The organism is Amycolatopsis bartoniae, from assembly GCF_014191255.1.
Classification (GTDB): Bacteria; Actinomycetota; Actinomycetes; order Mycobacteriales; family Pseudonocardiaceae; genus Amycolatopsis_E; species Amycolatopsis_E bartoniae.
Window position 1 is genome coordinate 571,456 of record NZ_JACHWH010000002.1, and the last position, 12,434, is coordinate 583,889.

13 protein-coding genes are annotated in these 12,434 nt (G+C 70.5%); 4 read left to right on the forward strand and 9 right to left on the reverse strand.

All coding sequences use genetic code 11. The features are described 5' to 3' along the window. Positions 1-65: 65 nt before the first annotated feature. Entirely contained in the window at positions 66-1,253 is a 1,188-nt protein-coding gene (locus tag FHX82_RS14600) for an 8-amino-7-oxononanoate synthase (protein WP_145937494.1), read from the forward strand. On the opposite strand, the gene FHX82_RS14605 is transcribed toward FHX82_RS14600, so the two are convergent. Beyond that, positions 1,216-1,650 carry a GNAT family N-acetyltransferase gene (locus FHX82_RS14605; RefSeq protein WP_145937495.1) on the reverse strand — a complete coding sequence of 145 codons (435 nt, stop codon included), beginning with the start codon at positions 1,648-1,650 and terminating at the stop codon, positions 1,216-1,218. The two genes, FHX82_RS14600 and FHX82_RS14605, sit on opposite strands and share 38 nt — an antisense overlap. Positions 1,651-1,659: 9 nt before the next feature. Next, a complete protein-coding gene (locus tag FHX82_RS14610; protein WP_145937496.1) occupies positions 1,660-2,484 on the reverse strand; it encodes a S1 family peptidase in 825 nt (274 codons plus the stop codon). A gap of 204 nt (positions 2,485-2,688) precedes the next feature. Here FHX82_RS14610 and FHX82_RS14615 point away from each other — a divergent pair, with 204 nt between their 5' ends. After that, positions 2,689-4,080: a mycothione reductase gene (locus FHX82_RS14615; RefSeq protein WP_145937523.1), complete on the forward strand. Its 1,392-nt coding sequence runs from the start codon at positions 2,689-2,691 to the stop codon at positions 4,078-4,080. Here FHX82_RS14615 and FHX82_RS14620 read toward each other — a convergent pair. Next, complete coding sequence (locus FHX82_RS14620) at positions 4,054-5,232, reverse strand: CynX/NimT family MFS transporter (RefSeq protein WP_229880907.1); 1,179 nt, start codon at positions 5,230-5,232, stop codon at positions 4,054-4,056. The genes FHX82_RS14615 and FHX82_RS14620 overlap by 27 nt on opposite strands. Before the next feature lie 64 nt (positions 5,233-5,296). On the opposite strand from FHX82_RS14620, the gene FHX82_RS14625 reads away from it, so the two are divergent. Beyond that, entirely contained in the window at positions 5,297-5,992 is a 696-nt protein-coding gene (locus tag FHX82_RS14625) for a FadR/GntR family transcriptional regulator (protein ID WP_145937498.1), read from the forward strand. Here the strand turns inward: FHX82_RS14625 and map are convergent. From map to dxr, 6 genes are all read right to left on the reverse strand, one after another. Next, positions 5,955-6,812, reverse strand: coding sequence for a type I methionyl aminopeptidase (map, locus tag FHX82_RS14630; protein ID WP_145937499.1), 858 nt, complete (start codon positions 6,810-6,812; stop codon positions 5,955-5,957). The genes FHX82_RS14625 and map overlap by 38 nt on opposite strands. A gap of 16 nt (positions 6,813-6,828) precedes the next feature. Further along, positions 6,829-7,683: a GNAT family N-acetyltransferase gene (locus FHX82_RS14635; RefSeq protein WP_145937500.1), complete on the reverse strand. Its 855-nt coding sequence runs from the start codon at positions 7,681-7,683 to the stop codon at positions 6,829-6,831. 48 nt (positions 7,684-7,731) lie between these two features. After that, a complete protein-coding gene (locus FHX82_RS14640) occupies positions 7,732-8,301 on the reverse strand; it encodes a Uma2 family endonuclease (RefSeq protein ID WP_145937501.1) in 570 nt (189 codons plus the stop codon). Between the two features lie 129 nt (positions 8,302-8,430). Next, positions 8,431-9,582, reverse strand: a complete 1,152-nt coding sequence (ispG, locus tag FHX82_RS14645; RefSeq protein ID WP_145937502.1) for a flavodoxin-dependent (E)-4-hydroxy-3-methylbut-2-enyl-diphosphate synthase — start codon at positions 9,580-9,582, stop codon at positions 8,431-8,433. Between the two features lie 45 nt (positions 9,583-9,627). Further along, positions 9,628-10,842: a M50 family metallopeptidase gene (locus FHX82_RS14650; RefSeq protein WP_145937503.1), complete on the reverse strand. Its 1,215-nt coding sequence runs from the start codon at positions 10,840-10,842 to the stop codon at positions 9,628-9,630. 4 nt (positions 10,843-10,846) lie between these two features. After that, positions 10,847-12,055, reverse strand: coding sequence for a 1-deoxy-D-xylulose-5-phosphate reductoisomerase (dxr, locus tag FHX82_RS14655; RefSeq protein WP_145937504.1), 1,209 nt, complete (start codon positions 12,053-12,055; stop codon positions 10,847-10,849). Between the two features lie 92 nt (positions 12,056-12,147). Here dxr and FHX82_RS14660 point away from each other — a divergent pair, with 92 nt between their 5' ends. Continuing rightward, positions 12,148-12,417, forward strand: coding sequence for a DUF2631 domain-containing protein (locus tag FHX82_RS14660; RefSeq protein ID WP_145937505.1), 270 nt, complete (start codon positions 12,148-12,150; stop codon positions 12,415-12,417). The last annotated feature ends 17 nt before the right edge of the window (positions 12,418-12,434 follow it).

Consider the following 12,434-nt stretch of genomic DNA (forward strand, 5'->3'; position numbering starts at 1 on the left):
AGGCCACCGTCCGTCAGGGCGGTGGCCTCCGTCGTTTCCGGGGCCGGGCCTGAGAGACTGCGGGGGTGGATGCAGCGCAGAACTCCGCGGCGGTGCCGCCCGAGCAGGTTTTCGACTGGCTCGACGCGGAGGCGAACCGCCGCGCCGGTGCCGGTCTGACGCGCAGGCTCCGCCCCCGGCCCGCTGCTGGTGCCGAACTGGACCTCGCGGGTAACGACTACCTCGGGCTGGCCAGGGACAAGCGGGTCGCCGGTGCGTCCGCCGCGGCCGCGCTGCGCTGGGGCGCCGGGTCGACGGGTTCGCGGCTGGTCACCGGTTCCACCGAGCTGCACGCGGAGCTGGAGCACGAGCTGGCCCGCTTCTGCGGGTTCCAGGCCGCTCTGGTGTTCTCCTCGGGCTTCACCGCGAACCTCGGTGCGGTCACCACGCTGTCCGGGGCCGACTCCGCCATCGTGACCGACAAGTACATCCACGCGTCGCTCATCGAAGGTTGCCGCCTGTCGCGCGCGGGCATCGCCGCCGTGGCCCACAGCGACGTCGCGGCCGTCAAGCACGCCCTCTCGACGCGGCGCACGCAGCGGGCGCTGGTGGTCACGGACTCGGTGTTCTCCGTGGACGGCGACCTCGCGCCGCTGCCCGAGCTGGCCGACGTGTGCCGCGCCCACGGTGCCGCGCTGCTCGTCGACGACGCCCACGGGCTGGGCGTGCTCGGCGACGGCGGCCGCGGGGCGGTCCACGCCGCCGGGCTCGCGGGCAGCCCGGACGTGGTCGCGACGGTGACGCTGTCGAAGTCCCTGGGCGCCCAGGGTGGCGCCGTACTGGGGCCGCGGCGAGTCATCCGGCACCTGGTCGAGACGGCCCGCAGCTTCATCTTCGACACCGGGCTCGCGCCCGCGAGTGCCGCGGCCGCGCTCGCCGCCCTCGGCGTGCTGAAGTCCGAACCGGAACTGCCGGGCAAGGTGCTGGCCAACGCGGCCCGGCTCGCCGAGCAGCTGACGGACGCCGGGTTCCGCGTCAGCAGGCCCGACGCGGCCGTGATCTCCGTGCACGCCCCGTCCGCCGAGGACGCCGTCAACTGGGCCGCGCGGTGCGCCGAGCAGGGCGTGCGGGTCGGCTGCTTCCGGCCGCCGTCGGTGCCCGACGGCATCTCCCGGCTGCGCCTGACCGCGCGCGCCGACCTCAGCGAGTCCGACGTGGACAGCGCCGTGAAGGTGGTCAGTGCGTGCGCGCCACCACGCGCCGCCACATCGTGATGTGCGGGATGCCGTCCTCTTCGAACTCCTCGCCCTCGGGCACGTAGCCGAACTTGGCGTAGAAGCCTTTCGCGTAGGTCTGCGCGTCCAGGACACTGTCGATGTCGCCGACGACCTCGAGGGCCTCGGTCATCAGGCGGGCGGCAAGCCCCTGCCCACGGGCGTGGCGGGCAGTGACGACCCGGCCGATGCGGAAGTGGCCGGGCTCGGTCAGCACCCGCAGGTAGGACGAGATGCCCTGCTCACCGGGAACCCACAGGTGCCGCGTGTCGGGCAGCAGGTCGCGGCCGTCCGGATCGAGGTAGGGGCAGTCCTGCTCCACGACGAACACGTCCGCGCGCAGGGTGAGGATCTGGTACAGCTGGCTCGGAGTCAGCTCGGTTCCGGCGACGTTCACCGGTCTTTGCTACCAGAGCAGCGATCGTGACTGGGACTGCGCCCTGATCTCGTCGGCGTACGTCGACACCCGCGTGTACACGCCGGGCTTACCGGGCTTCGCGCAGCCGTCGCCCCAGGACACGATGCCGATCAGCGTGTCGCCCACCACCAGCGGACCGCCGGAGTCGCCCTGGCACGCGTCGACGCCGCCGTCCGGGTAACCCGCGCACACCATGCTGGTGGCGTTGTAGTTGCTGTAGCTGGACGTGCAGCTGGAGTCGCTGACCACGGGCACGACGGCACTGCGCAGCGAGGTGGCGCGCGCGCCGCCGTCGGCGGTGCGGCCCCAGCCGAGCACGGTGGCGTTGGTGCCCTCGGCGTACAGCGAGCCGTCGGACTTGCCCGGCAGCGAGACCGGCCGGTACGACACCTGGCGGTCGAGGGTCAGCACCGCGACGTCGCTGCCCTTGCCCGGGTCGGAGAAGCCGGGCTCCGTCCAGATCTTCTTGACGTTCACGACCACGCCGTCGGTACCCGACTTCTGCTGCCGCCCCGCGACCACGCGCATGTCGGACTGGGCCACGGCGGCCGCGCAGTGCGCGGCGGTGGCGACGGCGGTGGAGCTGACCAGCACCCCGCCGCAGAACTGGTTGCCGCTGGAGTCGGTGAGGTACACGGCGTACGGGTAGTCCTGGATCGACGCCTCGCCACCGCCCACGATCCGCGGCTCGACCTGCGGCGCCGCGTCCCCTCCCGTGGCCGCGATGGCCGCCACCGGCAGGGAGGCGGCGAGCGCGGCCGCTGCCGCAAGCAGGAAGCGGACCTTCCGGTTGCGCCGGGCGTGTTTCGCCATGGGTGTTCCCCCTCTACCGGTTGAAGCTCACGATGTGGCACTCGGCGTTCGCGGGACTCCAGCGCGTAAGAGTGCAGACGTCACCCTAGTCGAGAGCGACCCCGAAGGGAGTCGCTGAACCGGGTGGTCTTGACTGCGGGAACAAACACCGGACACGAACGGGTTCCCTACGTGGAGAATCAGCTCATGGCGAAGGAAGGCACAGTGCCGCACTACGACCTGGTGATCGTCGGAACCGGTTCCGGGAACTCGATCCTGGACCCGCGCTTCGCCGGCTGGAAGACGGCGATCGTCGAGAAGAGCGTGTTCGGCGGCACCTGCCTCAACGTTGGGTGCATCCCGACCAAGATGTTCGTGCACACCGCCGACGTCGCCGCCACGCCGTCGGTCAGCGCCAGGTTCGGGGTGGACGAGGAGCTGGTGCACGTGCGGTGGCGCGACGTGCGCGACCGCATCTTCGGCCGGATCGACCCGATCGCCGCGGGCGGCCGCGAGTACCGCCTGAACCACCAGGACAACGCCAACCTCACCGTTTACGAGGGCGAGGGGCGCTTCACCGGGCACAAGGAGCTGACCGTCTCACTGCCCGACCGCACGGAGACGATCACCGCCGACCGGTTCGTGCTCGCGGCGGGTGGCAGGCCCGTCGTCCCGGACCTGGAGGGGCTCGACCAGGTCGAGTTCCACACGTCCGACTCGATCATGCGGCTCGACGAGCTGCCCGCGCGGCTGGTCATCATGGGCAGCGGGTTCGTCGCCGCCGAGTTCGCGCACGTGTTCGCGTCCCTCGGCGTGCGGGTCACGGTGCTCGCGCGCTCCGGCGCGCTGCTGCGCAACGAGGACGAGGACGTCAGCGCCCGGTTCACGGAACTGGCGGGCCAACGGTTCGACGTCCGGCTGAACCGGAAGGCGCTGCGGGCGCGCAAGACCGAGACCGGCATCGCGCTGGACCTCGACGACGGCGAGACCGTCGAAGGCGACCAGCTGCTCATCGCGATCGGCCGCCGCCCGAACTCGGACCTGCTCGACGTCGCGGCCACCGGTGTGGACACTGTGGACAGTGGGCACGTGAAGGTGGACTCCTACCAGCAGACTTCCGTCGAGGGCATCTACGCGCTCGGCGACCTGTCCTCGCGGTACGAGCTCAAACACGTCGCCAACCACGAGGCCCGCGTGGTGCAGCACAACCTGCTGCACCCGGACGAGCGCGTCCGGTCCGACCACCGGTTCGTGCCGCACGCGGTGTTCAGCTCCCCGCAGATCGCGTCCGTCGGCCTCACCGAACAGCAGGCGCGGCAACGGGGTCTGAAGTACACGACGTCCAAACAGGACTACGCGGGCATCGCGTACGGCTGGGCGATGGAGGACACCAGTGGCTTCGCGAAGCTGCTGGCCGACCCGGACACCGGACAGCTGCTGGGCGCGCACATCATCGGTCCGGAAGCCGCGACGGTGATCCAGCCACTGGTGCAGGCCATGAGCTTCGGCGTCGACGCGCACACGATGGCCCGCGGCCAGTACTGGATCCACCCCGCCATACCGGAGCTGGTCGAGAACGCGCTGCTGAACCTAGACGTACCTCGGCCGGCCCGCTAGGAACCCGAACACCATCTGCACGAGCACCGTCACCAGCAGCAGCGCGAACGGCACCGTCCAGGCGCCGGTCAGGTCGTGCAGCACGCCGAACAGGAACGGGCCGACGGCGGCCATCAGGTACCCGAAGCCCTGCGCCATGCCCGACAGCCGCGCGGTGTCGCCGCCGGTCCGGGCGCGCAGGGTGATCGTGGTGAGCGCGAGCGAGAACACGCTCATACCGAGCCCGATCAGGACCGCCCACACCACCGGCGCCGCCGCGGGCGCGACCATCACGCCGAGCACCCCGGCGAAACCGCACGCCGCCAGCCCGACGATCCACCAGCTCTGGCTGCCCCCGCGGGCGGCCAGCGGCGGCACGAGAAGGCTCACCGGCAGCCCGAGGATCGAGATCAGGCCGAGCAGCAGGCCCGCGTCGCCGCGGCTGACACCCGCGTCGATGAACACCTCGGGCAGCCAGCCCATCACGATGTAGGCCAGGCACGCCTGCAGCCCGAAGAACGCGGTCACGATCCAGGCGAGCGGGCTGCGCAGCAGCGACCGGCCGGTGCTGCGCGGGGAAGCCGCTCCCGAAGACTCGCCCGGCCGGCTGCGAGCGACCAGCAACCACACCACCAGCGCGAGCCCGGACAGCACGGCCCAGCTGCCCAGCCCCGGCCGCCAGCCGCCGAAAGCGCTGTCCAGCTGTGGGGTCGCGGCCGAGCCCAGCGCGCCGCCTGCCTGCAGGGCGCCGGTGTAGAGACCGGTGACGAGCCCGATGCGGGTGGCGAAGGACTCCTTCACCACCACGGGGATGAGCACGTTGGCCAGTGCGATGCCCGCGGTCGCGACGAGGGTGCCGCCGAGCACGACGAGCTGTCCGTCCAGTACCCGCAGCACCAGTCCGGCGGTGAGCAGGGTGAGCGCGGCGCCCACGGCACCGGCGATGCCGATCCGCTTGGCCACCCAGGGCGCGGTCGAACCGGCGAGGGCGAAGCACAGTCCGGGCATGGTGGTCAGCGCACCGGCCCACGTCGAGGTCGCGCCGAGTGACTCGCGCATCTCGTCGAGCACCGAACCCGCCGACGTGACCGCGGGGCGCAGGTTCAGCGCGGCGAGCACGACGGCGACGCCCAGCAGGCCGCTCCCGACGAGGACTCGCGACGTTTGTTTCACCGGTGTTTGCACCACGCCCGCTACTATGACAGACGTCGGATGATTGGGTGAAGGGACATTTCTCGTGCCGTTAGCCACAACACGTCGCACCGGTCTCGTCGACCAGGTCATCGGCCAGCTGCGCGAAGCGATCAGCCAGGGCGAGTGGGCCATCGGCGAGCGCATCCCCCCGGAAAGCACGCTCGCGGAGACGCTCGGCGTGGGCCGCAACACCGTTCGTGAAGCGGTACGAGCGCTCGCCCACAGCGGGCTGCTGGAAGTGCGCCAGGGCGACGGCACCTACGTGCGTGCCACCAGCGAGGTGTCCGGCGCCATCCGGCGGCTGTGCGGTTCGGAGCTGCGGGAGGTGCTGCAGGTGCGGCGCAGCCTGGAGGTCGAGGGCGCCCGGCTGGCGGCGACCGAGCGCACCGAGGAGGACCTCGCCCGGCTGCGCGAGCTGCTCGCCGCGCGCGACCGCGCGCAGGACGAGAGCTCGCTCGAGGACTTCGTGCGCGCGGACGCGGAGTTCCACGCGATGGTCGTCCGATGTGGACGGAACCGGTTGCTGACCGAGCTGTACCAGGGACTGACCGAGGTGGTCACGGCGAGCGTGGCCGCGACGTCGCACGACCGCCTCACCGAACGCGTCCCGATCGGGCACAGCGGGCTGGTGGACGCGATCGCCGACCGCGACCCCGCGCGCGCGGCGGCCGAGGCCGGCGGCTTCCTGGACCAGCTGCTGCTCAGGGAAGAGTCAGGATCTCCGCACCCGACGACGTGACGAGGATGGTGTGCTCGAACTGGGCGGTCCAGCTCTTGTCCTTCGTCGTGACCGTCCAGTCGTCGTCCCAGATGTCGTAGTCGATCGAGCCGAGGGTGATCATCGGCTCGATCGTGAACGTCATGTTCTCCACGATCTCCGTGGTGACCGACGGGTCCTCGTAGTGCAGGACGGTCGGGAAGGTGTGGAAGCCCGGTCCGACGCCGTGGCCGGTGAAGTCGCGGACCACGCCGTAGCCGAACCGCTTGGCGTAGGACTCGATCACGCGCCCGATCACGTTGAGCTGGCGACCGGGCCGCACGGCCTTGATCGCGCGCATCGTCGCCTCGTGCGTGCGCTCGACGAGCAGCCGCACCTCCTCGGCGACGTCCCCGGCGAGGAAGGTCGCGTTGGTGTCGCCATGCACGCCGCCGATGTACGCGGTGACGTCGATGTTGCAGATGTCGCCGTCCTCGATCACCGTCGAGTCGGGGATACCGTGGCAGATCACCTCGTTCAGCGAGGTGCAGCACGACTTCGGGTAGTTCCGGTAACCCAGCGTCGACGGGTACGCCTTGTGGTCGAGCAGGAACTCGTGCACCACCTTGTCGACGTCGTCGGTGGTGTTGCCGGGCTTGACGGCCTTGCCGCCCTCCTCCAGTGCCTGCGCGGCGATACGGGACGCGATCCGCATGGCCTCGACCTGCTCCGGGGTGCGCACGCCGTTGCCGGTGTCCCGCTTCGGCGCCGGCTTGTCCACGTACTCGGGGCGCGGAATGCTGGCGGGAACGGGACGGCGCGGGGTCTGCACGCCGGGCTTCAGTGGAGCACGCGAGAACATGGCTCCAGCCTACGACTCAGAACAGGACGGTGGCGTAGCGCCCGACCTGTCGGAACCCCACCCGCCGGTACGCCGCCAGCGCGGGGCTGTTGAACGAGTTCACGTACAGGCTCGCCGTGCGCCCCATGCCCTGGACCAGGCGGTTGACGACCGCGGCGGTCCCCGTCGTGCCGAGCCCGTGGCCGCGGCGGTCCGGGTGCACCCAGACGCCCTGGATCTGCCCGACGCTGCGGGACAACGCGCCGATCTCGGCCTTGAACACCACCTCGTGCCCGTCGAACCGGGCGAACGCGCGGCCACCCGCGATCAGTTCGGCCACGCGGGCGCGGTAGCTGGCGCCGCCGTCCCCGGTGCGCGGGTCGACGCCGACCTCCTCGATGAACATCGCGATGGCGGCGGGCAGGTACCGGTCGAGCTCGTCCGGCCGGACGGGCCGCACGAGCGGATCGGCGGCGACGGCGGACGGGCCGTCCATGGCCATCAGCGGCTGGTCGGGACGGACCTCGCGGGCCGGCCCCCACTCCGGTTCCAGCTCCTCCCACAGGCCCATGACCTGCTCGGACGGGCCGACGAGCGAGGAGCAGACGCGCTGCTTGCGCAGGGCGCGGTCGGCGAACGACCGCATGGCGGAGGCGTTGCCGCGCAGGGGGATCAGGTTCGGCCCGGAGAAGCAAAGGCCGGGCAGGCGAGCCGAGCGGGTGCCCCGGTAGTCGGCGGCCCACAGCTCGCCGCCCAGCCGCCAGGGGTCGAGACCGGCGATCTCGACCCGGGCGCTGACCATGCAGCTGGCCACCGGGTCGGCATCGAGGACGGCACGCACCGCCGGGTAGTCCCGATCACCGAGCAGCCGTGCACCGGCAAGCCGCAACACGCCGTCCAGATTGCCAGATGAACCCGGGTTATGGGAAACCGAGGGGTGTCAGAAGCGCGACGTGTCGAGCACGAGATCGAAGGGAGCGCCGATCTCGATCGGCTCCCCGAACGGCACCCGGTGCGACTTGCTGTAGATCCCCTGGACCGGCTCGCTGAACAGGGACACCGATGGGCCGTCCTCGTCCAGGGGATCGATCAGCAGGTACAGCGGGATCGGGCCGTGCCCGTAGGCCCACCTCTTCTTGGCGCGATCGTGCCGCGCCGTGCTCTTCGACGTGATCTCGACCGCGAGCAGCACGTGCTCGGCCGGAACGGGAGCGGAATTGCGGGGGATCACCGCGCGCGGCGCGACGCAGAGGTCGGGCACGTAGATGCCGCCGACCTGCTCGACACCGACGTCCTGCGTCTGGAAGATCCCGCATCCCTCCGGCCGCCGAGCCGCCAGGCTCTCATGCACCAGATCGGCGATCAGGTTGTGCGGTCCCCCGGGTGGCGGCGTCATGTGGATCCCCTCGACGGTCAGCTCCGGCCGCCATCCCTCGGGGACCTCCAGCTCACGCCAGGTATCCAGCAGGTAGCTCCAGCTCAGCGCGGAACCCGCGATCGCGGCACTCATGACCCACCCCGTTTCCTGCGCTCGGCTCCTACCAAGGATAGCGACAGAGGCGCCGGAAACGCCTCAACGGGAACCACGCTAAACCGCCCCTGAGCAGGCGTTGACCGCGGTCTTCCACGTCCCTGCGCGTCAGCCGACGGTGACCACCGGTTCGCCGGCGCCCGCCGACTCGCCGCTCTCCTCCGCGATCCGCATCGCCTCTTCGATGAGCGTTTCGACGATCTGGTGTTCGGGCACGGTCTTGATGACTTCGCCCTTGACGAAGATCTGGCCCTTGCCGTTGCCGCTGGCCACGCCGAGGTCGGCTTCGCGGGCCTCCCCCGGGCCGTTGACGACACAGCCCATCACCGCGACCCGCAGCGGGACCTCCATGCCCTCCAGCCCGGCGGTGACCTCCTCCGCCAGCCGGTACACGTCCACCTGCGCGCGCCCACACGACGGGCAGGAGACGATCTCCAGCTTCCGCGGCCGCAGGTTCAGCGACTGCAGGATCTGGGTGCCGACCTTGACCTCCTCGACCGGCGGCGCCGAGAGCGACACCCGGATCGTGTCCCCGATGCCCTGGCGCAGCAGCGCCCCGAACGCCACCGCCGACTTGATCGTGCCCTGGAACGCCGGACCGGCCTCGGTGACTCCCAGGTGCAGCGGGTAGTCGCACTGCTCGGCCAGCAGCTCGTACGCCCGCACCATCACCACGGGGTCGTTGTGCTTGACCGAGATCTTGATGTCGTGGAAGTCGTGCTCGGCGAACAGCGACGCCTCCCACAACGCCGACTCCGCCAGCGCCTCCGGCGTGGCCTTGCCGTACTTCTTCAACAGCCGCGGATCCAGCGACCCGGCGTTGACCCCGATCCGGATCGGGGTGCCGTGGTCCTTCGCCGCCTGCGCGATCTCTTTGACCTTGTCGTCGAACTTCTTGATGTTGCCCGGGTTCACCCGCACCGCGGCACAGCCGGCCTCGATCGCGGCGAACACGTACTTGGGCTGGAAGTGGATGTCGGCGATCACCGGGATCTGCGACTTCGCCGCGATCGCCGGCAACGCCTCGGCGTCGTCCGCCGACGGGCACGCCACCCGCACGATGTCACAACCGGCCGCGGTCAGCTCCGCGATCTGCTGCAACGTCGCGTTCACGTCAGCGGTCAACGTGGTGGTCATCGACTGCACCGAAATCGGATACTCGCTGCCCACCCCCACCGAACCCACCATCAACTGCCGGGTGGGCCGGCGCTCGGAAAGAACGGGAGGCGGAAGGGCAGGCATGCCAAGCGCGACGCTCATCGAATCCTCTACGGCTGCGAAGGAATGCGTACGAGCCCAGCCTACCTACTGCAGACGGATGGGGTTGACGATGTCAGCCGTCACGGTGAGCAGTGTTACCGCTCCGCCGATGAACACCAGGACCATCGTGATCGCGGACAACTTTGTGTAGTCGACCGGGCCGCCTGCGGCCTTCCCGCGCATCTTTCGGACGCCGTCGCGCACCCGTTCGTACCAGGTGACCGCGATGTGGCCACCGTCCAGCGGCAGCAGCGGCAGCAGGTTGAACACGCCCACGAAGAAGTTCAGGCTCGCCAGCAGCAGGAAGAACAGCTGCCACAGCCCGTTTTCGACGGCCTCGCCGCCGATCCGGCTGGCGCCGACGACGCTGACCGGCGTGTTCGGGTCGCGTTCGCCGCCGAAGATGGAGTGGACCACCGCCGGGATCCGCTCGGGGAACTCCAGCAGCCTGTCCCAGGTCTGGACGAACATGTTGGCGGTGAACCCGCCGGCGCCGCCGAAAGCGCTCACCGGGTTGTAGGAGAAGTTGTTGGCGAAGGTCACCCCGAGCGAGCCGACCGTGACGATCTTCTCGTTCCCCTTCTCGTCCTGGACGGGACGCTGGACCTGCGCGACGTCGATGGTCAGCGGAACCGTCCGCCCGTCCCGCTCGACCTGGAAGGTCACCGGCCCGGACAGCTGCTGGATCGCCGCCGTCACGTCGACGTAGGTGGGTGTGCTCTTGCCGTTGACGGACAGGACCTTGTCGCCGGGCTGCAGGCCGCCCTGCTTGGCGGGCGCGGGGTCACCTGGCCGGCAGTTCGGGTGCGCGAACTCCTCGTCGGTCTGGGCGTTGCGCACGCACTCGGACACGGCGGAGATCTGCGGCGTGCCCGTCACGTTCGGCAGGCCCATCGTGACGGCCATGAGGTAGAGCACGACGAACCCGAGGATGAAGTGCGTCACCGAGCCCGCGGCGAGCACCACCGTGCGCTTCCACGTCTTGAACCGCCACATCGCGCGCGGTGCCTCTTCCGGGGCCACCTCGTCCAGCGCCGTCATGCCCGCGATGTCGCAGAAACCGCCGAGCGGGATCCACTTGAGGCCGTACTCGGTCTCGCCGCGGCGGAAGGAGAAGACCTTGGGCCCGAACCCGATGAAGTAGCGCCGGACCTTCATGCCGAAGGCCTTGGCGGTGACCATGTGGCCCGCCTCGTGCAACGCGACGGACACGCAGATGCCCAGCGCGAACAGCACGACGCCGATGATGTAGGCGAGCACGCCCCTACTTCCTCCCGCTCGAGTTCAGCTCGGCGGCACGCGTGCGCGCCCACCGTTCCGCGGCGAATACGTCCTCCAGGTCACGCGGCTCCCGGTGCCACTCGTCGGCCGCACGCACCACCCTCTCCACAGTGTCCACGATGGACGTGAAGCGGGCGTTCTGCGTCAGGAAGGCGTCCACCATGACCTCGTTGGCCGCGTTGAACACCGCCGGGAGGCAGCCGCCGACGGTGCCGGCGTGCCGGGCGAGCTCGACGGCCGGGAAGGCGGCGCCGTCCAGCGGCTCGAACGTCCAGGCGGTGGCCTCGTCCCAGCGGCACGGGCGGGCGGCGTCGGCCACCCGGTTCGGCCAGTTCAGCGCCAGCGCGATGGGCAGCCGCATGTCGGGCGGGCTGGCCTGGGCGAGCGTGGAGCCGTCGGTGAAGGTCACCATCGAGTGCACGATCGACTGCGGGTGCACGACCACGTCGATCCGGTCACACGCCACGTCGAACAGCAGGCTCGCCTCGATGAGCTCCAGCCCCTTGTTGACGAGGGTGGCGGAGTTGATCGTGATGAGCCGCCCCATGGACCAGGTGGGGTGCGCGAGCGCGTCGGCCACCGTGACGTCCGCCATCTGCTCGCGGGTGCGGCCGCGGAACGGGCCACCGGAGGCGGTGAGCACGAGCCGGTCGACCTCCTCGGCGCGCCCGCCGCGCAGGGCCTGCGCCATCGCGGAGTGCTCGGAGTCGACCGGCACCAGCTGCCCGGGCTTGGCGGCCTTGAGCACCAGCGGGCCGCCCGCGATGAGGGACTCCTTGTTGGCGAGGGCGAGGGTCGCGCCGGTTTCGAGGGCGCGCAGCGTCGGTTCGAGGCCCCGGGAGCCGGGCAGGCCGTTGAGCACGATGTCCACGCCGACGGCGCCGATCAGCTCGACGACGGCGTCGGCGCCCGCGAAGATCCTCGGCAGCTTGAACTCGCCGCGGGAGTAGCCGCGCTTCTGGGCCTCGGCATACAGCGCGAGCTGGAGGTCTTCGGCGGCGGTGGCCTTCGTGATCGCCACCGCGTCGGCCTCGTGGGCGAGCGCCTGCTCGGCGAGCAGCGCGGGGTCGGAGCCGCCCGCGGCGAGGCCGGCGATGCGGAAGAGGTCCCGGTTGCGGGCGGCGACGTCGAGTGCCTGGGTGCCGATCGAGCCGGTCGAGCCGAGCACGAGGACTGAGCGGGTCGTGTTCATCACGTCCATTGTCCCGAACCGCCCGGCGCGCGTGGCGGGCGCATGTGGGATTATCACTGTCGCAGGTGAACGCAGGCGTTGAGGAGTGGATCGTGGCTACCAAGGCGGTCGTCAAGCGGCAGCAGTCCGAGGTCAAGAAGGTGGACCCGCGCGACGAGCCGTCGGCCGAGTGGGGCTGGCACGGCGGCTTCCCGAAGGCTTCGCGCTTCGCGGGCTGGTTCAGCGCGATCGTGCTGCTGGTGATGATCTACAACAACCACGAGAACAACACGGAGAACGTGTGGCTCGTGGGCATCGCGGCTGCGATCGTCATCGCCCTGCTGATCGACCTGAAGAAGCAGCGCACGTCCTGGCGCAGGTAGGCACGCGGTGCCGGGGC

Bases quoted from the DNA above. Each gene is read 5' to 3' on its own strand.
- FHX82_RS14610 (WP_145937496.1), bottom strand. From the start codon at position 2,484: ATGGCGAAACACGCCCGGCGCAACCGGAAGGTCCGCTTCCTGCTTGCG.
- map (WP_145937499.1), bottom strand. From the start codon at position 6,812: ATGTTCTCGCGTGCTCCACTGAAGCCCGGCGTGCAGACCCCGCGCCGT.
- FHX82_RS14640 (WP_145937501.1), bottom strand. From the start codon at position 8,301: ATGAGTGCCGCGATCGCGGGTTCCGCGCTGAGCTGGAGCTACCTGCTG.
- ispG (WP_145937502.1), bottom strand. From the start codon at position 9,582: ATGAGCGTCGCGCTTGGCATGCCTGCCCTTCCGCCTCCCGTTCTTTCC.
- dxr (WP_145937504.1), bottom strand. From the start codon at position 12,055: ATGAACACGACCCGCTCAGTCCTCGTGCTCGGCTCGACCGGCTCGATC.